Raw genomic sequence first — 25,297 nt, 5'->3', positions numbered from 1 at the left:
AGGAGTGCACGCAATTTTTCTTGTCGGGTGATTTGTCATTAATTGTTCAAGTTTAAAGCCTTTCTTAAACAGAGAAAGTCTAGAGGTATCCAAGACAATTGCACAACCTCTTTTTAAAGTCTGACATGTTTGTCAGACTTGGCGCATAGATTTAAGTATTCTCTGAAAGTGACAGGGGGAGGTTCCTGAAATGGATATTTTAAAGAAAATCGAAAAATTTAGAGAAGATGAACAGAAGCTGAAGTGGGAAGGTACCTTCGCAGAGTACTTAGACATCTTGAAAGAAACACCATTGGTTGCACAATCTGCTCATTCACGTGTATACAACATGATTAAAGATGCAGGGATAGAGGAAGTAAATGGATCAAAGAAATACAATTTTTTCAGCGGCCAGCTGTTTGGTCTAGAGGATTCACTGGAAAGACTTATCGAGGAATATTTTCATCCGGCGGCTAAGCGACTTGATGTACGTAAACGGATCTTGCTCTTGATGGGTCCAGTCTCAGGTGGTAAGTCTACGCTAGTTTCTTTACTGAAGCGGGGACTTGAAAATTATTCGTTAAAAGATACTGGAGCAATTTATGCAATAAAGGGATGCCCGATGCATGAAGATCCACTGCATCTCATCCCGCAGTACTTACGGCAAGATTTTTATGAGGAATATGGCATTCGAATTGAAGGTAACCTATCGCCGCTGAATGTTATGAGGTTAGAACAGGAGTACGGAAGCAGAATTGAAGATGTGATGGTCGAGCGTATTTTCCTTTCAGAGGATAAGCGTGTTGGTATTGGAACATTCAGTCCATCTGATCCTAAGTCACAGGATATTGCTGATTTGACAGGCAGTATCGATTTTTCAACAATTGCCGAATATGGGTCCGAATCGGATCCTCGTGCCTACCGTTTTGATGGTGAGCTGAACAAAGCCAACCGTGGGATGATGGAGTTCCAGGAGATGCTGAAATGTGATGAGAAGTTTTTATGGCATTTGCTTTCATTGACTCAGGAAGGGAATTTTAAAGCAGGACGGTTTGCATTGATCAGTGCCGATGAACTTATCGTGGCTCATACGAATGAAACGGAGTATAAAGCTTTTATTTCCAACAAGAAAAATGAAGCACTACATTCCCGAATCATTGTCATGCCGATTCCATATAATCTGAAGGTGACCGAGGAAGAAAAGATTTATGAAAAAATGATTCATGAAAGTGATGTTTCTGATGTTCATATTGCACCGCATACATTAAGGGTTGCGGCAATTTTCAGTATCATGACGCGTCTAAAGGACCCGAAAAAAGGTGATATCGATTTAGTGAAAAAGATGAGGTTATATGATGGAGAAAATGTGGAAGGCTTTAATTCTGCAGACATCAATGAATTGAAAAAAGAATATCAGGATGAAGGCATGAGTGGAATTGATCCGCGTTATGTGATTAACCGAATTTCGTCAACGATTATTAGAAAGGAAAATCCATCGATTAACGCACTGGATGTACTGATGTCGTTAAAAGCCGGTCTTGACCAGCATCCGTCGATTACGAATGAACTTCGAGAGCGGTATTTAAATTTCATTTCACTGGCACGTAAAGAATACGACTCCATTGCCAAAAATGAAGTGCAAAAGGCATTTGTGTATTCATATGAAGAGTCGGCGAAAATCCTGATGGATAATTACCTGGATAATGTCGAAGCATACTGCAATAAATCAAGGCTGCGTGATCCATTGACGGGGGAAGAAATTAACCCGGATGAAAAATTGATGCGGTCGATTGAAGAGCAAATCGGAATTTCTGAAAATGCAAAGAAAGCATTCCGCGAAGAAATTCTAATCCGTATTTCTGCCTATGCACGTAAAGGGAAGCGATTCGATTACAATTCACACGACCGTTTACGTGAAGCCATCCAGAAGAAGCTGTTTGCCGACCTGAAGGATGTTGTCAAAATCACTACTTCAACTAAGACACCAGACGAAAGACAGCTGAAGAAAGTGAACGAAGTCATCACGAGACTTGTTGATGAGCATGGTTATAATACCACTTCTGCCAATGATTTGCTGCGCTATGTGGGAAGCTTGTTAAATCGGTAAATCATAAATTTTGCCCCTACCTCTAAAAGGGTGGGGGTTTTAATTATAAAAAATGAAAATTTATGTCATTCATACTAGCTAATGTTATCTTTTAGCTGAAGTGGAATGAGACAACTTCATGAAGGAAAACCACGTCTTATAACAGTGATTTAGGAGTTTTTTTTGTAAATGCAATCATCTGAAACAGATTGATGGAGGGATTACATATAGGTGTAATCACTGAGTTGAATAAATTAGCTGAGAAAATCAATGATAACCCAGAGCATATTCAAAACGAAAAAAATCGTGTGTATCAATTCAATATTGATGAAATTGGTCCCGTTCAACTGTTGATCAAAGATGGACAAGTTGAAGTGGTCAAAGGTACATCACATGATCCAGAAGTGACATTGAAATTATCAGAGGGAAATTTATCAAAGTTATTAAAGGATGAATTAAATACTGCTATTGCCTTCATGACAGGTGGCTTAAAGGTAGATGGAAACATCAGCCTTGCTCTGAAACTGCAGGAATTTGTAAAATGTTATAATTAAAAAATACCGAACTCTTCCAGCAGTAGAAGAGTTCGGTATTTTTATGATCAGAATTTATTTCTTACGGTAGCTAGGAAGTAACGACTGCAAAGTAAGAAGCCAGTATAAGTTGTATAAGTGTAGCAACGCCTTAGTCATCGCCCTTACAGGATCGCCAATCAATTAGTTTTCTTTATTTGGTGACATTCAACCCATACTGTTCAATAAGTGTCACAAGTTGTCCGGGTGAAAGTTTGTCTTCACTATAATCAATTTTGATTTCCCCGTCATCAACATCGATGATCGCACGCTCTACCCCGTCTGTAGACAATAGAATGGACTCTAGATTTATTATTGGTCCTTCAGATGTTGCTTCCTTTACATAGAGTGTGGTTGTTTGCATACTCCTTTCACCTCCAAGAGATTTGTTCATATGTCTTATCTATACCCTATCTTTCCGATACCTATGTAACGTTTTGGATTTGGAAATATTGGGTATCAATAAGTAGAGGTGATGGAAAATGAGTAAAGAAGAATTGAAACGAGATCATGTTCCTGAAAATAGCTCTATGGCTAAGGATTATGAGGAGATGAAAGAACTTGGCAAACAGATGGAAAATCAAAGGACGAATGAAGAATTGAAAGAGTGGGATAAACGCCCAGGTACAGTCCAACATGAAATAGAGGAAGAAAAAGATTGAAAAAGTCCTCAACTAGAATAAATCTATCTGTGTAAAAAGGGTGTCCAGAAAGTTACTGGGGCACCCTTTTGTTGTTTAGTGAAAAACAGAAATTTTTAAGTTTGACCCTTGAAAAAACCGTACAAGATCTCCTATATTATGCAATGCTTGTCTAATTTTATAGGCAATCGTCCATTATCGAATTTTTTTGTAAATTATCCTTTATCGCTGCATAAGATAGAGTAATACTTTTCTTTTAGTCCGTTGTTTCCGGACTGTATTTTATTTATGTGAAAAACCGGAATGATGTGGGCTTTCTCACACTAACTTATTATATGAAGGAATGATGAAAAGCGTGCAAACATTTATAAGGGGGGAAGAGAATGTCGGAAGAGAATAATCAACAATATGTGATTTCACAGGAAAATTGGTCCCTCCATCGAAAAGGCTATGATGATCAACAACGCCATCAGGAAAAGGTGCAGGAAGCAATTAAGAATAATCTACCTGATTTAATTTCAGAAGAAAGCATTGTAATGTCTAATGGACGGGATGTTATTAAGATCCCTATTCGCTCCTTGGATGAATATAAAATTCGTTATAACTATGATAAAAACAAACATGTAGGTCAAGGCGATGGCGATAGTAAAGTAGGGGATGTGGTCGCAAGAGATGGCTCACCATCCGATGCCGGAGGAGGCAAAGGGCAGGGTGCAGGTGACAAGGCAGGCGAGGATTATTATGAAGCCGAAGTGTCAATGATGGAACTAGAAGAAGCACTGTTCAGCCAGTTAGAACTGCCTAATCTTCAGAAAAAAGAACAAGCGGAGCATACGCTTGAGCATATTGAATTCAACGATATTCGCAAGACAGGCTTAATGGGGAATATTGATAAAAAGAAAACCATGATATCCGCTTTCAAACGAAATGCCTTAAGCGGCGACCCAGGTTTTCATCCAATTTATAAGGAAGATTTTAAATTCAAAACGTGGAATGAAATACAAAAACCGGACTCCAAAGCAGTCGTATTGGCAATGATGGATACTTCCGGAAGTATGGGTCTATGGGAAAAGTACATGGCCCGAAGCTTCTTCTTTTGGATGAACCGATTCTTGCGGACAAAATATGAAACAGTTGAAATCGAGTTTATTGCCCACCATACAGAAGCGAAAGTGGTACCGGAAGAAGATTTCTTTTCGAAAGGGGAAAGCGGCGGTACAATTTGTTCTTCCGTATATCGAAAAGCATTAGAACTTATTGATCATAAATATGACCCTGTGAAGTTTAACATTTATCCATTTCATTTTTCCGATGGTGACAATCTCACGTCTGATAACGTTCGATGCGTAAAGCTTGTGGAAGAACTCATGAAGGTTTCCAATATGTTTGGCTATGGGGAAGTCAATCAATACAATCGCCATTCGACATTGATGACAGCTTATAAGAATATCGACAATGAAAAATTCCGGTATTATATTCTTAAGCAAAAAGCTGACGTTTTCCACGCGATGAAGAGCTTTTTTAAAGACGAAGAAAGTAAGAAGTATGCATAAAAAAGGAAACCTGTTGATCTAAATAGTTTAATTCAATTATATATAGCGATATTTAAATCAATATAATAGTAGGTAAAAGACGTGCGGTTCACATAGTACGTCTTTTTTTAAATTTTTGTTTTTTATACAGGTGAGGGAGATAAGATACAGCTAATCTAAAGAGGGAGAGTTTGCATAAACTAAGAGGAAATAGAAAGGGATAGGGGAGAATATCCTCGATTTCATGTATGGTTTTTAATAGTATGGAAGTCAGATTCAAATGAGCTGACCTACTAATTTGAAAAAGTAAGAAGTTTGGCTGGTCATTGCAACATCACAGCGATATGAAATTACTTACGATTCATAAAGTGGAATTGCATATAAAAGTAGCCGTTGCTCAACAGGAGCAACGGCTACTTTTACATCTACTATACTTATATCATTCGTTTCGTTACTTCAACGACACGTTGTCCTAACGCTTTCCCAAGTTCTTTATCATGATCAGTTATAAGCACATCACTTTCAACTGGACATGAAATCCCTACACCATAATACGATCCACCATAAAGCGTATTTTCAGGAATATTCCCCGGTAAACCAACAATAATCATCCCTTGGTGAAGCATAGGTGTAATAAGTTTTAATAAGGTTGCCTCTAGACGCTTAAAAAAGCACGATATTTGTGCACAGAAACATTTATTAAAGCGATTAATGAGTTGTTACATATTCGTTTTTTCCTGCACGCATTCCAACTATGAAAATTAGAGCTGATACTACGATTAACATTAATAAGGGAATCGTCCAACTGTGTGTAATGTCATGTAGCCCTCCAAATAATACTGGTCCAACAGCAGCTAAAAGATAACCAAATGATTGAGCCATTCCGGATAGTTCCGTCGCCTCATGGGTACTTTGTGTACGAAGACTAAAGAACATCATGGATAAACTAAATATAGTTCCGACTCCAACCCCAATCAAAATCATGCATACTGGGATAAGCAGCGTGCTTCCGTACAAAATACCGAATATCCCTACAATAAGAAAAATAACAGGAGGGACTACTAACAAACGCTGACTTTGTATGCGTCCAGCTAAAATTGGCACAATGAATGTTATAGGAATGACGGCAAGCTGCATGATGGATAGCATCCAGCCAGCTTCATCAGCATTTAGTCCTTTTTGCTCCAGAATTTCTGGCATCCAGGTAATTACTGTATAAAAGATAAACGATTGCAGTCCCATGAATAAAGTGATCTGCCATGCTAAACCCGAACGCCATAAGTTAATGTTTTTTACCTTTTGAGCCGTTTGTTCATCCTTATCGGACTTGAATGGCTTTTTTAATTGTGGCATCCAAAAGAAAACGGTAATAAGAGATAAGATTCCCCAACATCCAAGTGCACCAGCCCATCCTAACCCTGATAAAGAGGAAATGGGAATACTGATACCGGATCCTATTGCACCACATAAATTCATGGAAACTGCATAAACCCCTGTCATCAAACCGATATTCCGTGCAAAGTTATGTTTAATAAGACTGGGTAACAATACATTGCCAATAGCGATGGCTAACCCAATTAAAATGGTTCCTAAAAACAATGTCGTCACTCCGCCAATAGATCGTATCCCAATCCCAATCGTTAATAAGATTAAGGAAATGAATAGGGTAAGCTCCATTCCAAAACGTCGAGCTAACTTAGGTGCAAATGGAGATAAGAGTGCAAAAGCAAGTAAAGGCAATGTTGTTAATGAACCTGATAGTGTATTGGATATTCCCAAATTATCCCGAATCGAAGTTACCAGAGGTCCTACAGAAGTTAAAGGAGCTCTTAGGTTGGCCCCAATCAGAATGATCCCGATAATAAGTAGTCCAATTCTAGGTTTAAGATCTATTTTTGTTTGTTCTAGTTGATTTGCCGCTTGATGAATACCCATAATTTGTCCTCCGTACTTAGACTAAAGATTTTTTGAATTGTGTAATGTATTCATTCACTGTTTCAATTGCCCGATTTACATCTTGTTCGATGATGGCATCTACAAGGTTACAATGAATGTTCAAATGAAAGTTCGCACCTGAACTCATCTCAGCTATCTGATGGATGGAAGCATGCAAAGAATCTTCCATATGTTCGTACAAATCAATCAATAAATCATTATGTGATGAACCCATAATTGATTTATGTAACTGAATATCAGCTTCTTCGTAAGCCTTACTATCCTTTGCTTCAGCAGCCTTACGACATGCTTCTATATGAATTCTCATCTGTTCTATATCTTCTTGGTCACGTCTTAGTGCAGCTAATTGTGCTCCTTCTCTTTCAAGTGCATGACGAACCTCTAACGTCTCTAATAAACTTGACTGCTGGATCCTTCTTTGAAATGCAACTCCCAGGGCACTTGATGACTTGACGAACGTTCCCTTTCCTTGTTTTGTTACTAAAAGACCTGCATAAACAAGTGATCGTACAGCTTCTCTTAATGTATTTCTACTCACATCGAACTGTTTTATCAAATCCATTTCAGGAGGAATCTGATTTCCAATCTTCCATTCGCCAGATTCGATTAACGATTCAATTTGGGAAACAACTTGTTCTACAAGTGATAAACGATTTGTTTTAGATATGGTCAATATATACACCTCAAATTTGTAGGATGATTGGTTCATTGGTTATTTTAACATATGTATGTTGAAATATAAACAAGAATAATGTTAAAGTACGGGTATTCAAAACTTCCTTCCCCATCCAATTTTCCACCTTGGCTGTATAATGGACACAATTTCCTATAAGAAAAAACATTTCCTATTTAATGTTCATAACTTATACGAGACATGGGGTGTTTTTTCTCTTGTCCCCCATTACTGGGCTGAATTTCGTATGCCGGTAAATGAAAAGGCTCGAATAATACAGTCTGGATTATTGCAAAAGAACTTTCTCAATTGTACAGAAAGTCTTTAATATTGGAGAAAAAAGCCCTGAAATCAAAAATTTCAGGGCTTCATTTCTTATAAGGTACTTTATGTTAAAACAAATAAGGAATTATAAAAAAGTCTGGGAATTAAATTCCCAGACTTAATTGTAATTCAAAAGAAGTATGTCTATTTCTTAGCTGATTTTTTTTGTTTGACTAAAAAAGAGAGCAGGATAAATACTGCTACAGTTACAAGACATACAGTGGTACCAATTATATTTTGTTTATTAAAGATAAAAGCAATAAAAATAAAGCTTAAAGCTATGATCGCAAATATAGTTGTATATGGGTACCATTTTACCCGGAAACCTGGTTCGTCAGTGTATTGTTTACGGAGCTTCAATTGGGCAGAACATATACTGATCCATAATAATAAAACTGTAAAGCCAGGGATAGCCATTAGATAGCTTAATATCAGATCGGGAGTCAAATAGGATAAAAACACACCAAATAATATACATAATGTAGTTAAAAATATTCCATTAAGTGGGATACCTTTTTTGGTTGTTTTTATAAATACCTTAGGGGCTTCTCTGTTCTGAGAAAGAGTAAACAATGTTCTTGATGTAGCGTATATACCTGAATTTGCAGCTGATAAGACAGCAGTTAAAAGAACGAAATTCATAATATCAGCAGCTCCTGGAAGTCCTGTTAAGCTGAAAACCTGAACGAAAGGACTCTCTTCAGTACTTACTTGGTTCCAAGGTATTACTCCGCAAATAATAAGAATTGGCAAGACGTAAAAAAGGATTACCCGCCATACTGTTCCTTTAATGATTTTTGGTATAACTCGCTGACTGTCTTTGGTTTCTGTGACAGCCACACCAATTAATTCAGCACCCCCATATGAAAACATTACAACTAAAAGTGCACTTAACATGCCTCCAATTCCTTGGGGGAAAAAGCCACCATGTTCCGTATAATTAGAAAATGAAGCGGAACTAGGGAAAATTCCTATCAGAATCAAAGCTCCTAAAATAATAAAAGCAATTAAAGTTATTATTTTAATACCTGCAAACCAAAACTCGAGTTCTCCATAGTATTTTACTTGAAACAAATTTATTCCTATTACTACTGACGCACATAGTATACTTAGTAGCCATAATGGTACAGAAGGAAACCAGTATTGTAAAAAGCTTCCGGCTGCCACTATTTCTACAATGATCACGATAATCCAGTTAAACCAATAGAGCCATCCTACAATAAAGGATAATTGAAACCCAAAAGCTTTATTTATAAGATGTTGTACGTTCAAATTGGGAAAAACGGTTGCCATTTCTCCTAAAGCTGCCATTACAATAAATAACAATAGGCCCCCTATTAAATAGGCTATCACAACACTTGGACCAGCCATATTTAATGTATCTGAGCTCCCCTTAAAGATCCCTGTTCCTATCATTCCTGCTAACGCAATAAACTGGACATGTCTTGGCAATAAGCCCCTTTGTAAATCATGATGAGTCTTTTCCATGTTATTCATGCCTTTCTTCCGTTATTTTAATAAAATATTATTTTAATAAAAATCAAAGGACTCTTCTGTGATTAAACGCTTTTGTGTACTAAAGTAACTATATTAATATATCATAATTCAGAATAATGTCAATTTATGTAGGGGAACAGAAAAATTATATCTTTAACACGAGAGAATGAATTGTGGATATTATTTAAACATATTTTGATACTTATTCTTATTAAAATGTCATTTGTTAAAGTTAATTTATTTTTGTATTAGAATACTCACTTTTAAGGAGGTTATTTTTTAGGAAATAAATGTTGTGAGGAACTACTGAAAATACTTATATCTAGATTCCCGTTCATATAAGTTCATCTTTGTAAACAAAGAACCCAAATCCAAATATGAGGAATTCGGGTTCATTGCTCTTTATAATTTCGATAATGGAATTCTTCTTATCTCCTTTGATTGCCCCTAGCTATCAGGCTCATATAGATGAAGGACTCAAAATTGTTCCCTACTTGCTGCATCCACCTTTGTTTATAGGAGTCCCCATTCTATTATTGATTACAGCATATATAAAGCAAAAAATAAAACCAACAGTTTCATGAAGAGGGAGGCTGTTGGTTTTTTTTTTGGCTGTGAAGATACTCAAAAATAGAAAGAAAAAAATGAATGAAAAGAGGAGAAAGTAATCTTCTCCACGAGCGACTGTAAAATATTGTTTAATGTTATAGAGAGATTGGAACATATTCAAACCCTGTAAGTTGTCAATGACCATAATAAGTAAATACGTACCTAAAAAAATTAATAAAACTGGAAGCATTTTGGCCATGCTATCACCTTCAATCTTTTCTTAAAGTGCGGTTAATCATCTGAAAATATACACTATATAAGTGAGACTTTAAAATATATATAAAGCTGATACAAAATAATTTTCATCCTATTCAATATTCAGTGAAGATCATGAAATAACCAATTATAAGACCAAAAAAAGTTAAATTGTATTATTGCTGTCATTTTCCTGACTAGTGCATAAGATGAACTAACCCATTTAAGTTCTTCTATAAAAACAAATAAGGAGATGTTTCTATATGTCAGGTTGTGAGTCAAGTTGTGACGGCGGATTTGGATTTGGTGGAGGTTTCGCCTTTATAGTTGTTTTGTTTATATTGTTAATAATTGTTGGAGCTAGCTTTTGTGGTGGTGGATACGGTGGTGGATACGACGGTGGATATGCCCCGGTTCAAGGATATGGCGGCTACTGCTAAAAAAATAAAAAAAGCCGACCTTAATAGGGTCGGTTTCTTCTATAATTATTAAAAAGAACTGTGAGGCTATTCTATTCACTCTCACATAACGTGGAGAAAGAAAGTGGATGTAGGTAATCGGTGTCCTGCACCTGTTCACTATCCTGTAGAAATTCTAAATAACCGGCAAATACCTGTGAAGCCATCCCTAGATAGTGCATTTCAGTGTGGATGGTACCCATCTTGTGTGAATGAAGCATATACATTTTCATCCCTCCTTTTGTAATTCAGATGTCCACCAAAATAGGTCCGGCTCTTAAAAACGAAAGTTTTGTTCATGTAATCCATTTTATATTCATTTAAATTTCAGAAGCTCCAGGGTGGAACCCTTCTTCATTTCTTTCTTCTACTATCATGCGCAATCCACGCTTTGGTCTGAGTGTAAGTGTTGTAATTGGTTTTACTTCATGATGGTCCGGTGCTAGCCTAATTCTATATCGTTGAGCAATACACGCTAGGACAAGCACAGCTTCCATCAATGAAAAATAATTACCAATACAAACTCTTGGTCCCCCGCTAAACGGAAAGTAAGCATACGTAGGTAAAGTTTTCAAATAGTTGTTTTCAAATCTCTCAGGAATAAAAGAATCTGGATTATCAAAATACTCCGGCTTGTGCTGCACCACATATGGACTTAGCAAAAACATATCGCCTTTTTTAAAATGATACCCCCCTATTTTCACATTCTCCTCCACTTCCCGTGAAATGATATAGACTGGCGGGTATATGCGAAGTGATTCCCTGATAATATTTTGTGTGTATGTTAATTTCATGAAATCGTCAGGCGTAGGAGTACGGTTGCCTATTACTCTATCTATTTCATTGAAAAGTTTAGTTTCCACTTCTGGATTCTGTGAAAGAAAGTATATGGCCCAGGAAAGCGTATTTGCCGTCGTTTCGTGACCGGCAATGAAGATGGTCATTAGTTCATCGCGTACTTGCTGGTTTGACATACCTAAGCCGTCCTCATCATCTCGAGCCTCCATTAAAATTCCAAGCATATCTTCATGTCTTTCTGCATCTTCCCTACGTTTTTCGATAATGCTATAAATCACTTTATCAAGTCTTTGTATCGCATTTTTATATTCACGGTTGCTTTTAGTTGGAACCCATAAGGGTAATTGAAGAAGTGTTCTCATCCTTTTGACGGAAATTTTCAAGGCTGCTTCCATCGGTTCTCCGACCACATCATACCCATCTTTGAAATCCATGCTGAACATGGTCCTGCTTATTATCCCAAGGGCGATATTCATCATATCTTTCGTAATAATCCGTTCTTTCTCATTTTCCCAAGTTGAAATATAGTCCATTGTTATATCAATCATATCCTGGGCATAATTGCTAATATGGGACTTTTTGAAAGAGGGTTGAATAAGCCTTCTCTGGCGCATGTGAACGTCTTTTTCGCTAGTAAGAAGTCCATCACCAACGAGTGGTTTTATAGCATTGCTGTCCTTTGATTTGACGAAGGATTTTTGTTTCGTTACAAGTATCTGCTTTATTAAATCCGGATTTGAAATGAGGTAAACATTTTGGAAAGGTCCAAAACGAAATTTTGCAACGTCTCCATATTCTTTTGATAAACGGGTAAGAAAGCCAAGTACATCTTTTTGAAACTCCTTTGTATGGCCAGAAATTAGTTTTCCATTTGGGACCATTGGAGTATCATATAAAACTTCATCAGTTTCACTCAATGTTCTTTCTCTCCTTTCGGTAATAATAATTTCTTGTAATCATTCTATGAGAATAAGCTATATTGGTTTGGACAAGTTGTTAAAAGAAAGAGCACATAATTTTTAATTAGTTAATCATAATGAATATACGAGTCCTAAAGGGTGAGGGGAGATTACTAGATTTCCATTCGTACTCAACTAAAAATAAAGTTTTCTCTATAAGTTGAGTATAGAAAAATTACAAATCGTGAGAGCGTATTTTGAGCTGATAAGAAACCACAAAGAGGAGAGAAGTACAAATGGTAGTTCCTAATTTACTGGTAATAAACAGGTGAGGAATTAAAGGTGTCTAGTGTGAAAAAACTCTGGGTGAGAGGAATCCAGAGTTTTTTTTTGGGATATTCAGAAAGAAATTTCCTTTTGTTAATAAATAAGAGATGTATTCAGCTTCGTTCTTCCCTATCTCTATTTTGGTGCGGATCATTTTTTTCCATTGTAGGACCACCATATTGTTCGTTAATTTCTTTAACCACTTGATCTAAAAATTCATCAGATATTATTGGGTTATCATTTTTTTTTGGCATGTAATTCTCTTCTATCCTTTCTTGGTACCATGCGTCTTAATCACTAATGAAGTATTCGTTAACAACATAACCTCTCTAAGAAAAAATTATTCTTTTTGTTTGCAAATTTTTCATTTACTTTTCCGAATCACGGGAGTATGATATCAACAGTTTCATATTTCTAAATCGCTGAAACCTTATGGTACGGGGGAACCGTTATTAGGATTGTTTTACAATCCAAGGGGTGAATCCTTTCTAGGTAGGGCTACTCAAAGGTCCGAATCCGACAGCTAACCTCGTAAGCGTTATATGAGAAGGAAGGTGGAGCTTGTGAGACAAAAAAATGATGTCTGCAGGTCTATTTAACTATGACTTGTGGGCATTTTTCTATTTTATTCTTGTTTTTTTCGTAAAGTTTTTTTCATATAACTGGGCAAAATAAACTTAATTTGAAAAATGGCGGTGATTTCTAGTGTTATCTTCTATAAAGAGGTTCTTAATAGGCCGGCCTCTAAAATCTACTGCATTAGGTGACCAAAAGCTTAACAAAACAAAAGCTTTGGCCATATTATCTTCTGATGCTTTGTCTTCCGTTGCATATGGCCCGGAACAAATTTTAATTGTTTTAATTACAGTGGGTGCCGCAGCATTTTGGTATTCCATTCCTATCGCCATTGGTGTATTGATTCTGTTAATGGCTTTAATCTTGTCCTATAGACAAATTATCTTTGCTTATCCTCATGGCGGGGGAGCATACGTGGTTTCAAAAAACAATTTGGGTGTAAATCCTGGGCTGATAGCTGGAGGATCTTTGTTAGTCGACTATATCCTAACTGTGGCTGTAAGTGTTTCTGCGGGTACAGATGCCATCACATCTGCTTTTCCCAGCCTACATTCATATAATGTCGTTATTGCTATAATTTTTGTAATTCTTCTTACCATCCTTAACCTAAGAGGGGTAACAGAGTCGGCTTCCGTATTAGCCTATCCAGTGTATCTTTTCGTTTTAGCGTTATTCATTCTGATTGGTGTAGGTGTATACAAAATTTTGACTGGTGAAGTTTCCCCTGACTTACATGCATCAATCGGAACACCAGTAGCAGGGATCAGTTTATTTATACTTCTAAGAGCTTTTGCATCAGGTAGCTCTGCATTAACAGGAGTTGAAGCGATTTCCAATGCGATTCCAAACTTTAAAAATCCAGCGCCTAATAATGCTGCAAAAACATTAATAGCAATGGGTTCCTTACTTGCTGTGTTATTTACGGGTATTGTATTCTTAGCCTATTATTTAAGCATTGTTCCTAGCGCAGAGGTAACTGTTGTTTCACAAATTGCTGAAGAGATATTTGGACGCAACTTTATGTATTTCTTTATCCAAGGAACGACAGCATTAATATTAATTCTTGCTGCCAACACTGGCTATTCTGCTTTCCCTTTGCTTGCGGTAAATCTTGCAAAGGATAAATTCATACCAAGGGCGTTTACAATTAGAGGAGACCGATTAGGATATTCCAATGGAATTATCATACTAGGACTTGCATCAATCATCTTAATAATCGCATTTGGAGGACATACAGAAAATCTTATTCCACTTTATGCGGTAGGGGTATTTATTCCATTTACGTTGTCTCAGTCCGGGATGATTGTTAAATGGATTCGCGAAAAGCCAAAAGGATGGATGATGAAATTAACCATTAATTCAATTGGTGCCATTATTAGCTTTATCGTCACGATGATATTCTTTTTAACCAAATTTACTCAGGTTTGGCCTGTTTTGATTTTTTTACCTATCATCATTGTTATTTTTCATCGAATTAGAAAGCATTATGAAGCAGTTGGTGACCAACTTAGGATTACAACTTGTGAGCCTATATTACCAATAGAAGGGAATATTATTATTGTACCTGTGGCTGGTATAACGCATGTGGTTGAGAACTCCTTAAATTATGCTAAATCTCTTTCAGCACATCAGGTTATTGCCGTTTATGTTGCTTTTGAAAGAGAAGATGAAAAAAAATTCGAAGAAAAATGGAAGAAGTGGCAACCAGATGTTAGACTCGTCACACTGAACTCTTATTACAGAAGTATCATTCAGCCATTAACTAAATTTGTAGATACAGTTGAACATAAAGCGAGGGAATCTAACTATAAGGTTACTGTAATCATTCCACAATTTATTCCGAAGAAAGGCTGGCACAATATTCTTCATAACCAATCTAGTTTACTGATCCGTGCCTACTTACTTTATAGAAGAAATGTAGTTATTACGACAGTACCTTATCATTTGAAGAAATAAAAATATATAACAAGTGATTTCACAGACAGCCTTACTTTGCTGTATTCTCTACCGAAAGAGCAAACCTTAACAGGGTTTGTCTACAGTTTTTTTGAGGGGTTGTAAAAATTCGAACGTTGATTGGAACGTAGGGCACTAAGCTTTCCGCGGGCGGTCAGGGAGCCTCCTCGGCGCCTTTGCGCCTGTGGGGTCTCCCTTGGACACGCTTTTCCCGCAGGAGTCTTGCACCTTCCGCTCCAATGAACTTTGTTTTAACAATTAGAAATAAACACTTTTGCCTACAGTCAGTCTTAGAGCAAACCTTAACTGGGTTTGCTCTTTCTTCAATTTACGCTCTATATTGAGAAAAGAGGGTTACCGCTGGCAATCCTTTTTATGTTGGACAATATTTCTGAAGCTGAATTTGTCTATCCTTTTGAATTTATCATTATCATTCATTAGATTAATTGGTTATTAGATGATCAAAATCTAAGAAGTTTTCATTGATAAAATTACCATGGCTCAATTTCCTTAATGAGAACATATTAAAAAAAGACAAAATAAAATTTCCTGATTTAATGTTTTGAACATACATATGTGGGGGTTGAAGATGGATATATTATTAGCTCTCTTACCGGCACTATTCTGGGGAAGTATCGTTTTATTTAATGTGAAACTTGGTGGTGGTCCCTATAGTCAAACGCTCGGTACAACGATTGGGGCTTTGATTTTTTCTATTGGGGTTTATTTTTTCGCGGATATCAAGTTGTCACCTCTAGTTTTTGGTGTGGGGTTTGTTTCAGGACTTTTTTGGGCTGTTGGACAAGCTAATCAGCTCAAAAGCATTGATTTAATGGGTGTTTCTAAAACAATGCCGATTTCAACGGGATTACAGCTGATTTCTACTACTTTATTTGGAGTCATAGTTTTTCACGAATGGTCTACACTGAAAGCAGTTATTTTAGGCGTACTGGCTTTAGTATTTATTATCATTGGAATCGTGTTGACCTCACTGGAAGATAAAGAATCAAAAGAGAGTAAATCGGGAAACTTGAAAAAGGGAATCGTTATTCTACTCATCTCAACATTTGGTTATTTAGTTTATGTGGTTGTTGCACGTCTCTTTGATGTTAATGGCTGGTCAGCATTGTTTCCTCAAGCAATCGGGATGGTGGTAGGTGGCTTATTATTAACGTTTAAACATAAGCCGTTTAATAAGTATGCAATTCGCAATATCATTCCTGGATTAATATGGGCAGCAGGAAACATGTTTTTATTTATATCACAGCCTCGTGTGGGAGTCGCTACGAGTTTTTCCCTATCTCAAATGGGCATAGTCATCTCAACTCTCGGCGGGATCATCATTTTACGTGAGAAGAAAACAAAGCGCCAATTAATTGGAATCGTTATTGGAATTATCTTGATTATTATAGCTGGGGTTATGCTCGGCCTCGCAAAAAGCTAATTGGAGGATGATAGAATGTATACAGATTTAGAAGGCAAGGTCGTTGTGATAACTGGTTCATCTACTGGTTTAGGAAAAGCAATGGCAATTCGCTTTGCTCAGGAAAAGGCAAAGGTCGTGGTTAATTACCGTACTAAATTAGAGGAAGCAGATAGTGTGTTAGAAGAAATCAAAAAAACAGATGGGGAGGCTATTGCAGTAAAAGGTGATGTCACCGTTGAAGAAGATGTAATTAATCTTGTGCAATCAGCCATAAAGGAATTTGGAAAACTAGACATTTTCATTAATAATGCAGGAATAGAAAATCCAGTACCTTCTCATGAGATGCCCTTAAGCGACTGGAACCGGGTAATTGATACCAATTTAACCGGTAATTTTTTAGGTTGCCGTGAAGCCATCAAGTATTTTGTAGAAAACAACATTAAAGGAAATGTGATAAACATGTCCAGTGTACATGAGAAAATTCCTTGGCCTTTATTTGTTCACTACGCGGCAAGCAAGGGTGGTGTGAAGTTGCTTACGGAAACTTTGGCGTTAGAATATGCGCCAAAAGGTATTCGTGTAAATAGCATTGGTCCTGGTGCAATAGCCACACCAATAAATGCCGACAAGCTTGAAGATCCTGAAAAGAAAAAGGATCTTGAAAGTATGATTCCGATGGGGTACATTGGAAAGCCTGAAGAAATCGCTGCGGTTGCCGTATGGCTGGCATCTTCAGAGTCTAGTTATGTTACGGGCATCACCCTATTTGCTGATGGAGGCATGACGAAATACCCTTCATTTCAAGCGGGAAGAGGATGAAGGCATCTCTTGAACAAACTCATCTTAATATTAATGGTTGAAAATTTACTTCTGGTATAATAGGCGAGCCCTTTTCTATACATAATAAGGGCTTTTCTCAACATAGTTCTTATGAAATAAAACTGAAAGAGCGGCCTTTTACCGGGTTGGCTCGTTCTTCAATCTTTTTAAGACTTTTTAAAAAGGGAAGATGCAAGTTCAGCTAAAAAAGAGTGAATCTGTCTCACAACTTATACTAGGCGTAGGTAGCTTAATGAATAGGTTTGATGCACAAAAAATCCCAGTAGGATCATTCCTACTGGGATTTTTACTAAATTAACGATTATGATGATTAAACCAGGTAATGAAGTTATCAACGACCGTATCTAAAAACTGAACAGTCGGTTCATGAGTAAGAGTACCTTCTTTATCGATTTTTTCATGAACTGCTCCAACATAAACTTCATTTCCAGGAAGCAAAGGAGAGGAGATACCTAGAGCAAATAGAATTTCACGCAAATGTAATTGGGCTTTAACCGTTCCTAAATGTCCCATGGACGCACCCATGATCCATGATGGTTTACCAATCATGACTTTATCTACACGTGATAACCAATCGATAACATTGCCTAATACGCCTGGAATCGTTCCATTGTATTCAGGAGTTACCCACAAGACTGCATCTGCATTGGCCACTTTGCTTTTAAATTCTTTTACCACTACAGGAGGGTCGTTTTCGATATCTTGGTCATAAAAAGGCAAATCCCGAACGTTTAAGATTTCAAGTTCAAACCGTTCTTGATATTGAGTTTGAATAAATTTAGCAAGCTTTAGGTTATAAGATTCTTTACGAATACTCCCTACAATTGCAACAACTTTCATCTTCATTACCTCCGAGTATTTATTTGTATTTTCCATTCGTGTTAATTTGTTCCACTTTGATATTATAATTGTTATTTTATTGAAAGGGAAAAAGGATGCTTATGAAAACTCAAATACTTGTACTACTTCGGAGTATTGTGATCACTTTAAATCAGTGTTGCATTCTTTGCTATTAGCGATATAGTAGCAGTATCTTCTTTTACCTTTGCTTCCTTTTGCCTTACGAGAGGAATTATCTTCTCCCCGAAGACTTGTAAATCTTCTTCGTAGTGCAGGAATCCTGTTAGGATGATATCCACTCCGATTTTTTTCAATTTAATGATGCGGTCCGCAACTTGCTCGGCAGACCCAATTAACCCGGTTTTAAATCCGTCGTTGTATTGAACGAGATCCTCGAATGTTGAGTTTTGCCACATTCCTTCACCTTGTGAAGAAGCTTGACCTGCAAATTTCACTTGGCTTTTAAATCCTTCGACAGCCTTTTGATCTGCATGTAAAACAATATCTGTTAAAACTTGTTTTGCTTTTTCTTCTGTATCACGGACAATCACAAAACCATTGACACCAATCTGAATTTCTCTTCCATTCGAGCGAGCCAGTGATCGTACATGGTCTATTTGTTCTTTTAATTTCTCTAGTGTGTTTCCGTTTATAAAATAAACATCAGACACTCGTCCTGCCATTTCTCTTGCGGCAATAGAGTTGCCACCTTGAAATATTTTGGGAGGGTTAATCGGTTTGGGTTTTAGGGGTGCTTCATTTGTTCGGTAAAAATCACCCTTAAAAGTAGTCGCTTCCTTTGTCCATAAATTCCGTAGAACTTGTATAAACTCTTCAGAACGCCGATAACGTTCATCATGATCTAACCATGGTTCTCCATAACCAGTAAACTCGCCTTTAAACCATCCACTAACGATATTTATGGAAGCACGTCCATTGCTGATATGATCGATTGTTGAGATAATTTTGGCTACGACACCTGGGTGCCATAGTCCAGGAAGAACGGCTGTAATGATATTAATTTTATTAGTCACACTTGCCAATGCAGAAGCAAGCGTAGCAGCTTCTAATTGATTCTCAGCCCCATAGCTTGCAAAGAATCTAGTTTGTAGTAAAACATAATCAAATCCAAGATTTTCGGCCATTTGTGCATATCGTTTATTCGCGTCATACGTCCAACCTGTTCTTTGGGGAATATCCGAAATAACCAGACCTCCACTTACATTTGGTGCCCAATATGCAAATTGTAAACTCATTAAAATTACCTCCTGTTTTTCGGGAATACTCTTATCTAAAAAGCAATTTTTCATAAAGAAAGGCTCTTGTCAGCCTTCAAAAAAGAAGAGTTCGACAAGAGCCTCTGGTAAACCAGTCAGCATTTTTTGTTTTTTTAAGTACGTACACCTTTGTGAGAAAGTTTAATATACATTAAGCCTACCTGTCAAGTGAGTATTGAGAGGCGGATTTGTACCCTTTATAAAAAACCATTCTTAAACATTACTTGACTAATGTGTTTAATAAGATTTAATATTAAAACGAAGATTCTGATAATTAAATAGCCGACTAGGTCACTAGAGGCTCCCAATTCAAGGTGGATTATATCTTGAGAGGGGAGTCTCTTTATTATTTTTGAAAAATCAAGACGAATTAAGGAGGACTCAATTAATGAAAATAGCGAAAGAAAATAAGGCTAATTATCTTGAGATAGCTAACAATCTCGCGAAGGAATTTGCTAAAACAGCAATTGAGCGAGATAAAAGAGGAGGAACGGCAAAATTTGAGCGTGACTTACTTCGTGAAAGTGGTTTGCTTTCGCTTATGATTCCAAAATCCCTAGGAGGGAAAGGGGAAGATTGGAAAACAGTTTTACAATTAACACGTGAACTGGCAAAAGTGGATGGATCGATCGCACATTTATTCGGATATCATTTCTTATGTTTGACATCTGTCCACTTATTCGGATCTCCATTTCAGAAAGAAAAGTTATATAAGGAAACGGCCGAAAAAAATTTGTTCTGGGGAAATGCCTTTAATCCGCGGGATGAAAATTTGCTATTGAAGAAAGAAAACTCACAATGGATATTGAGTGGGAAAAAAAGCTTTTGTTCAGGGGCAATGGATTCTGCCCGCTTATTGATTTCTGCTAAGAGCACAGGTTTTGAACGCCCTGTTATTGCTGTTATTCCAACTAATCGAAAAGGAATTATTATACAGGATGATTGGGATAGTTTTGGACAGCGGCAAACAGACAGCGGGACTGTTATTTTTAATGAAGTGTTACTGAAAAATGAAGAGGTGCTTGATTATTATGAACAAGACCTCCAAGGTTTGTTTCCTACATTAAGGACACATATTGCCCAAACAATTTTGGTTCATGTGATGCTAGGAGTTGCGGAAGGAGCCTTTGAAGAAGCAAAAAACTATACAAAGAATGTGACCCGTCCTTGGTTGACGTCTAATGTAGAAGATGCAACCAGCGATCCCTATACCATTCGCCATTATGGAGAATTATTCGTTCAATTAAAAGCTTCAGCTGCACTGGCTCAAAATGCTGCAGATGCCCTGCAGTTTGTATGGGGAAAAGAGTGGACACTAACTGAGCAGGAACGGGGAGAGTGCGGGATCACAATTGCAACAGCGAAGGTTTCTGTAGCGAAAACGGCATTAGAGGTAACGAATCGTATGTTTGATGTAATGGGTGCAAGAGCTACCTCGGCTAGGTATCAGTATGATCGATTTTGGAGGAATATAAGAACCCATACATTGCATGATCCGATTGAATATAAAATTCGGGATATCGGCAATTGGGCCCTCAATTCTAAGGTGCCTGAAATCACACCTTATTCCTAACGAAGTAAGCATGAATTATTTCAAGTTTAAAAAAAACCATCCGATTTAATCTTTGAAAAACGTCGATGGTAATACTTATCTAATGAATATCCGAAAAAGGAAGCGAGCATCTGTTGAAACAGCATTCCAAGTACTACAGGAACCGCAACGGCAGCCGGGAAATAGGTGGTCGCAAGAACAGCTCCAGCACTGATGTTCCGCATCCCGCCGGTAAAAGTTAAGGTAATGACGTCTTCCTTTTCCCATTTTAATAATTTACCAATTATCCAAGAAAGAGCATAGCCTGAAGCGGCTATAAATAAAACTAAGAAGGTCATGATTATTAATTTTTTGTCGAAATGAGTTAAATAGGGTGCAATTTTTGAACTGTTCAATATTACGACAATTCCTACGCTTAGTTTGGAAAAAGGGGCTAAGCGGGGGGATAGACTTGTTTTTACCTTGCCTTTCGTAGTCTGATTCAAGAACATTGCCAGCATGGACGGAAGAACGACCATTCCGATTAACCCTTTCACCATTGACCACATATCCATTTCGATTGAGCCGCCTCCGAAAAGGGCAACACTGTAAGGAACGATGAATGGAGAGAGCAGGGTGTCGATGAGGATAATGGTTAGAGCAAGTACGGCATTTCCTTTATAAATGGATACCCAAATCATACTGGTGACACCCGTTGGAATGACTACTGATAAAACTAAACCCGTAATCGTGAAGGCATCCCCACGAAAAACTAAATGGCCAAGGGCCCAGGCCCATATTGGCATAAGTACGTGCAGGATGATCAAAACGATGAAAACAGGTAAAGGGTGTGTGACTACCCGTTGCAGTGATTTAAAGTTTGAGCCTAAACTTCCTGCAAATGTGATGAAAGCAAATATCCATGGAACTAGAAATGTGTAGTCAGTTAAATGTTCGGCTAATAAGACGCCAATAACAACGCTTATTGGTGTAATAAGCGGCATAGCTTTATCCATTTGTTTATTAATAGTCTTCAGCATCATTCATTCATCCATCCATTTCCTACGTGAAATTCTTCATAAGTAAGTTTACCATTTTCAATAATACGTATTTTAAAAGAATGAACTTTTGACTTAACGACTTCTACTATATACATAATAAATCCATTTAAGTAAAATATTAATATGAAGAGATTTTTATTTTAGAAATGTTAGCCGTTCAAAATAGAGGAGAGGGGAGTATCTATGCAGAAAGATATAAAAAGTGAAGTATTTTCATGGGTGAAATCTATCCTATTTGCTTTAATAATCGTGTTTATTTGCAACCAGTTTTTATTTACCCCAGTGATTGTTAAAGGTAAATCAATGGAGCCAACTTATGAAAACAATAACAGGATTGTAGTTACAAAAATCGGTAAGATCGAACATTTCGATATGGTCGTATTTCATGCTCCTGATGCAGATAAGAAGTATATCAAAAGGGTGATCGGCCTTCCAGGTGACAGTGTGGAAGTGAAAAAAGACGTACTATATATCAATGGGAAAAAGTATACAGAACCATATTTGAAAACAAATAAAGAGGAAATTCCACCTGAAGAAAATCTGACGGAGAATTTTACCCTGCAAAATCTATTAGGGAAATCCAAAGTACCCAATGGTTATTTATTTGTCATGGGAGATAATCGTAGGGATAGCTGGGATGGCAGAAGATTTGGTTTTATATCCGAGGAATCACTTGTGGGTAAAGTGGAATTTCGTTTCTATCCATTAAGCGAACTAGGGATGCCACAGTAAAAATTATAAACTTGGAATACGCGTGTGTTAATTATTCATATTACTTGAAGAGAAATTTTATAGCGTAATAATATGGACTAAGTTGTATTTATAGCAGATGATAGATTAAGAACCTTTTCCAATGGTTAAGGTTTTTTATTTTGAATTTTGGAGGTTTTTTCATAATGAAGAATGAATTAGCCACTCTCTCCATCCCAATGCTGGATGAAGAAATGGGACAGCAGGTAAAAAGGTATGTGGATTTTCTGACAGTTCCGCAGGGAAGTTTGGGACGGCTGGAAGAATTGATAATTGAATTAGCAAAGATGACAGGTGAAGCCTTTCCTGAAGTATCGAGACCGGGCGTGATTGTGTTTGCAGCCGATCATGGGATTACGGATGAGGGGGTTTCCGCTTATCCAAAAGAAGTGACAGAACAAATGGCTCTCAATTTCCTGAATAACGGAGCCGCCATCAATGTATTCAGCCGTGCGATTCATGCTTTTTTTGACATAGTTGATATCGGGATTGACGCTGATATTGAAGCACCGGAATTAACTTCAAGGAAAGTCCGCCGTGGAACAAGAAACTTCTATAAAGAAGATGCGATGACACGGGAAGAAGTAAACCAAGCGCTTGAAATCGGGTATGAGCGCGCGCAGAAAATGATTGAACAGGGAGCGAAATGTCTAATCCTCGGTGAAATGGGAATCGGAAATACGACAGCTAGTTCTGCAATCATCTCCGTTATTAGCGGGAAGAGCGTAGAATCGCTTGTAGGCCAGGGAACAGGACTAAAAAGTGAAGGTATTTTACATAAACAAAGAGTTATTGAAGAAGCAATCTTATTAAGAAAACCTATTCCTGATGATCCAATCGATATTCTGATGAAAATTGGCGGATTCGAAATTGCCGGGATGGCAGGAGCCATGCTAGCAGCAGCCAATAACCGAATTCCCATTCTTGTAGATGGTTTTATTACAACGACGGCTGCTGTAATTGCAAACCTGATTTCGGGTCGTGCATCTGATTATATGTTTGTCGGACATCAATCCGCAGAGCCGGGACATAGAACGGCCATTGAATTGCTTGGTAAAGAGCCAATTCTTCAACTGGGAATGAGAATAGGAGAAGGAACAGGAGCCGCAGTTGCTTTTCCTATTCTTAAGTCGGCGACATTGGTCATAAAGGAAATGGCAACATTTGAGTCGGCAGGTGTGTCAAACAAATAATAATTATAGTAAGAAGGAGGCTTTCTATATGAAGGCCTCTTATTTTTATGTAAAAAGACCTGCTAAGAAAAAACCATCATGCATCTACCGTGATTTCTTGTTTTTTTACCATGAGCGGTCCGGTGCATCCGCTTTATTAGGTTTTGTTATTATGTTCCAAAGTTATTACTACATTACCCTTTTTGTGTCCTTTTTCTACATAGCTATGAGCCTCGGCAATTTGTTCCAACGGAGAGTGCCTATCTATGACAGATTTTATCTTTCCCGCCTCAATAAGCTCTTTGAGAAAGATTAGATCCTCAGTTCTTCCGGATGTTATTCCACCTATTACTTTCTTGCTGCCTATCATTGAAGTCCAAAGCATTTGAACAACCTGTGGCAGCCCAGCGACAGCTGCAAGATAGAATAACCAGAACAAAGGAGAGTTATTTACTGAAACGTAATATCTCTGTTAGAATTTTCAAGAATATGGATACCGATATTCAGTATTCAAAGTTTAGAAAAGAGAGTTTTTTGATAGACAAAAAGATTACTATCCTTGCTCCACTAATAGGTGCGATTCTTCATTAAGAAGGATCGCCTTTCCTTATGCAGATAAAGGTGCAGGATAGTTGATCTTTGGTGTCGTAATTGAAACTATTCATTAAGAAGAATGTAAATCAGCTAAAAAAGAGGATATTAAATCCTCTCATTTATTTGTCTTTATCTAATTGTTCATCAGATTTTTGGACGATTTCTTTTAATTCTTCTATGTCACCTTTAGCATTAATAATTTCAAAAATCTCATTTAAGCCTTCTGAGGTTTTTTCATCTTCTGTTTTCACTTTACCCCTCCTAATTGTGGTTATTTTTAAGGTCTCCAAAAACTAGAAGATAAAACATAAAAAGAAAAAAAGGATTAGGAAAAGTGTACAAGTTGATTTCATAATATAAACCCCTCCAAATAGGAGAGGTTGTAGAGGTCTTATGTAGTTGTTTAAGTTGGTAACACTTCCCGATATTACACATCAAAGGCTGCTTGTATATTTGTAATTTGAAGTTAGCTAATTAAGTTAATTCTTCCTTACCGGCAATGATATCATTGGTTGCTTAAGCGTCTGCTTGCTGTTGTAATTGGTCATGTAGAATTGAACTTCTGTTTCAGCCGAAAGTATTTTTCTTTTGATATGTGGATCGAAGTGTGTTCGAATTCTAGAGAGAAAGTACTTGTTCAACTACAGGTGCGTTAGTTGATTAAGGAACACAAAAATGACTAAGGAAATCTCAATAGCATTAATTTGATTAAACTTTATTTCAAAGCT

Annotated in this window: 22 protein-coding genes, 2 pseudogenes and 1 riboswitch; of the genes and pseudogenes, 11 read left to right on the top strand and 13 right to left on the bottom strand. The window is 37.2% G+C overall.

What is annotated here, in order from left to right; all coding sequences use genetic code 11:
- The first annotated feature begins 190 nt into the window (after window positions 1–190).
- Both JFU24_RS11315 and JFU24_RS11310 read left to right on the top strand, forming a co-directional pair.
- Window positions 191–2,086: a PrkA family serine protein kinase gene (locus JFU24_RS11315; protein ID WP_201182355.1), complete on the top strand. Its 1,896-nt coding sequence runs from the start codon at window positions 191–193 to the stop codon at window positions 2,084–2,086.
- Between the two features lie 224 nt (window positions 2,087–2,310).
- The gene (locus tag JFU24_RS11310) at window positions 2,311–2,619 is read left to right on the top strand and encodes an SCP2 sterol-binding domain-containing protein (RefSeq protein ID WP_242485325.1); all 309 of its coding nucleotides are present in this window, start codon (window positions 2,311–2,313) and stop codon (window positions 2,617–2,619) included.
- A 172-nt stretch (window positions 2,620–2,791) separates the two neighbouring features.
- Here the strand turns inward: JFU24_RS11310 and JFU24_RS11305 are convergent, their stop codons facing one another.
- Window positions 2,792–3,001, bottom strand: a complete 210-nt coding sequence (locus JFU24_RS11305) for a heavy-metal-associated domain-containing protein (RefSeq protein WP_053344681.1) — start codon at window positions 2,999–3,001, stop codon at window positions 2,792–2,794.
- Window positions 3,002–3,119: 118 nt separating this feature from the next.
- Here JFU24_RS11305 and JFU24_RS11300 point away from each other — a divergent pair, with 118 nt between their 5' ends.
- Window positions 3,120–3,299 (top strand): hypothetical protein, encoded by a 180-nt coding sequence (locus JFU24_RS11300; RefSeq protein ID WP_056530917.1) that lies wholly within the window; start codon window positions 3,120–3,122, stop codon window positions 3,297–3,299.
- 362 nt (window positions 3,300–3,661) lie between these two features.
- Window positions 3,662–4,831, top strand: a complete 1,170-nt coding sequence (yhbH, locus tag JFU24_RS11295) for a sporulation protein YhbH (RefSeq protein WP_201182353.1) — start codon at window positions 3,662–3,664, stop codon at window positions 4,829–4,831.
- A 413-nt stretch (window positions 4,832–5,244) separates the two neighbouring features.
- Here the strand turns inward: yhbH and JFU24_RS11290 are convergent.
- The 4 genes and pseudogenes from JFU24_RS11290 to JFU24_RS11275 all read right to left on the bottom strand — a co-directional run.
- A pseudogene (locus JFU24_RS11290) lies at window positions 5,245–5,469 on the bottom strand (NAD(P)H-dependent oxidoreductase); the annotation flags it as partial.
- 49 nt (window positions 5,470–5,518) lie between these two features.
- The gene (locus JFU24_RS11285) at window positions 5,519–6,745 is read right to left on the bottom strand and encodes a CynX/NimT family MFS transporter (protein WP_201221935.1); all 1,227 of its coding nucleotides are present in this window, start codon (window positions 6,743–6,745) and stop codon (window positions 5,519–5,521) included.
- Window positions 6,746–6,761: 16 nt separating this feature from the next.
- Window positions 6,762–7,439 carry a FadR/GntR family transcriptional regulator gene (locus JFU24_RS11280; RefSeq protein WP_201182349.1) on the bottom strand — a complete coding sequence of 226 codons (678 nt, stop codon included), beginning with the start codon at window positions 7,437–7,439 and terminating at the stop codon, window positions 6,762–6,764.
- Between the two features lie 468 nt (window positions 7,440–7,907).
- Window positions 7,908–9,251, bottom strand: a complete 1,344-nt coding sequence (locus JFU24_RS11275) for an amino acid permease (protein ID WP_201250905.1) — start codon at window positions 9,249–9,251, stop codon at window positions 7,908–7,910.
- A 1,076-nt stretch (window positions 9,252–10,327) separates the two neighbouring features.
- Here JFU24_RS11275 and JFU24_RS31310 point away from each other — a divergent pair.
- A pseudogene (locus JFU24_RS31310) lies at window positions 10,328–10,441 on the top strand (YjcZ family sporulation protein); the annotation flags it as partial.
- Window positions 10,442–10,575: 134 nt separating this feature from the next.
- Here JFU24_RS31310 and JFU24_RS11265 read toward each other — a convergent pair.
- The 3 genes from JFU24_RS11265 to JFU24_RS11255 all read right to left on the bottom strand — a co-directional run bounded on the left by JFU24_RS11265 (window position 10,576) and on the right by JFU24_RS11255 (window position 12,800).
- A complete protein-coding gene (locus JFU24_RS11265) occupies window positions 10,576–10,749 on the bottom strand; it encodes a hypothetical protein (RefSeq protein ID WP_157444081.1) in 174 nt (57 codons plus the stop codon).
- 93 nt (window positions 10,750–10,842) lie between these two features.
- Window positions 10,843–12,237 (bottom strand): cytochrome P450, encoded by a 1,395-nt coding sequence (locus tag JFU24_RS11260; RefSeq protein ID WP_242485324.1) that lies wholly within the window; start codon window positions 12,235–12,237, stop codon window positions 10,843–10,845.
- Between the two features lie 422 nt (window positions 12,238–12,659).
- Window positions 12,660–12,800: a hypothetical protein gene (locus tag JFU24_RS11255; protein ID WP_201221931.1), complete on the bottom strand. Its 141-nt coding sequence runs from the start codon at window positions 12,798–12,800 to the stop codon at window positions 12,660–12,662.
- 156 nt (window positions 12,801–12,956) lie between these two features.
- Window positions 12,957–13,100, top strand: a riboswitch (cyclic di-AMP (ydaO/yuaA leader).
- Between the two features lie 151 nt (window positions 13,101–13,251).
- On the opposite strand from JFU24_RS11255, the gene JFU24_RS11250 reads away from it, so the two are divergent.
- The 3 genes from JFU24_RS11250 to JFU24_RS11240 all read left to right on the top strand — a co-directional run bounded on the left by JFU24_RS11250 (window position 13,252) and on the right by JFU24_RS11240 (window position 17,323).
- The gene (locus tag JFU24_RS11250; RefSeq protein WP_201182343.1) at window positions 13,252–15,078 is read left to right on the top strand and encodes an APC family permease; all 1,827 of its coding nucleotides are present in this window, start codon (window positions 13,252–13,254) and stop codon (window positions 15,076–15,078) included.
- A gap of 589 nt (window positions 15,079–15,667) precedes the next feature.
- A complete protein-coding gene (locus JFU24_RS11245) occupies window positions 15,668–16,522 on the top strand; it encodes a RhaT/GlcU family sugar-proton symporter (protein ID WP_190270240.1) in 855 nt (284 codons plus the stop codon).
- 15 nt (window positions 16,523–16,537) lie between these two features.
- Entirely contained in the window at window positions 16,538–17,323 is a 786-nt protein-coding gene (locus JFU24_RS11240; protein ID WP_053344696.1) for an SDR family oxidoreductase, read from the top strand.
- Window positions 17,324–17,638: 315 nt separating this feature from the next.
- On the opposite strand, the gene JFU24_RS11235 is transcribed toward JFU24_RS11240, so the two are convergent.
- Both JFU24_RS11235 and sfnG read right to left on the bottom strand, forming a co-directional pair.
- Window positions 17,639–18,184 carry an NADPH-dependent FMN reductase gene (locus tag JFU24_RS11235; RefSeq protein WP_201182337.1) on the bottom strand — a complete coding sequence of 182 codons (546 nt, stop codon included), beginning with the start codon at window positions 18,182–18,184 and terminating at the stop codon, window positions 17,639–17,641.
- Between the two features lie 146 nt (window positions 18,185–18,330).
- Complete coding sequence (gene sfnG / locus JFU24_RS11230) at window positions 18,331–19,440, bottom strand: dimethylsulfone monooxygenase SfnG (protein ID WP_201182335.1); 1,110 nt, start codon at window positions 19,438–19,440, stop codon at window positions 18,331–18,333.
- A gap of 409 nt (window positions 19,441–19,849) precedes the next feature.
- Here sfnG and JFU24_RS11225 point away from each other — a divergent pair, with 409 nt between their 5' ends.
- On the top strand, window positions 19,850–21,034 hold the full coding sequence (locus tag JFU24_RS11225) for an acyl-CoA dehydrogenase family protein (protein WP_201221929.1): 1,185 nt from the start codon (window positions 19,850–19,852) through the stop codon (window positions 21,032–21,034).
- A 26-nt stretch (window positions 21,035–21,060) separates the two neighbouring features.
- Here JFU24_RS11225 and JFU24_RS11220 read toward each other — a convergent pair whose 3' ends face one another.
- Window positions 21,061–22,035 (bottom strand): bile acid:sodium symporter family protein, encoded by a 975-nt coding sequence (locus tag JFU24_RS11220; RefSeq protein WP_201221927.1) that lies wholly within the window; start codon window positions 22,033–22,035, stop codon window positions 21,061–21,063.
- A 201-nt stretch (window positions 22,036–22,236) separates the two neighbouring features.
- Between JFU24_RS11220 and lepB the strand changes: the two genes are divergently transcribed.
- The gene (lepB, locus tag JFU24_RS11215; protein ID WP_201221925.1) at window positions 22,237–22,785 is read left to right on the top strand and encodes a signal peptidase I; all 549 of its coding nucleotides are present in this window, start codon (window positions 22,237–22,239) and stop codon (window positions 22,783–22,785) included.
- Between the two features lie 164 nt (window positions 22,786–22,949).
- Entirely contained in the window at window positions 22,950–23,996 is a 1,047-nt protein-coding gene (gene cobT / locus JFU24_RS11210) for a nicotinate-nucleotide--dimethylbenzimidazole phosphoribosyltransferase (protein WP_201221923.1), read from the top strand.
- A gap of 136 nt (window positions 23,997–24,132) precedes the next feature.
- Here cobT and JFU24_RS11205 read toward each other — a convergent pair whose 3' ends face one another.
- Together JFU24_RS11205 and JFU24_RS30740 are read right to left on the bottom strand one after the other, a co-directional pair.
- On the bottom strand, window positions 24,133–24,360 hold the full coding sequence (locus JFU24_RS11205) for a zinc-binding dehydrogenase (RefSeq protein ID WP_201225012.1): 228 nt from the start codon (window positions 24,358–24,360) through the stop codon (window positions 24,133–24,135).
- 328 nt (window positions 24,361–24,688) lie between these two features.
- Complete coding sequence (locus tag JFU24_RS30740; RefSeq protein WP_269083720.1) at window positions 24,689–24,820, bottom strand: hypothetical protein; 132 nt, start codon at window positions 24,818–24,820, stop codon at window positions 24,689–24,691.
- Window positions 24,821–25,297 lie beyond the last annotated feature (477 nt).

The sequence above is a fragment of the Peribacillus sp. TH27 genome, assembly GCF_016650915.1.
GTDB classification, from domain to species: Bacteria; Bacillota; Bacilli; order Bacillales; family DSM-1321; genus Peribacillus; species Peribacillus butanolivorans.
This window is presented reverse-complemented; position numbering and strand designations above follow the sequence as displayed.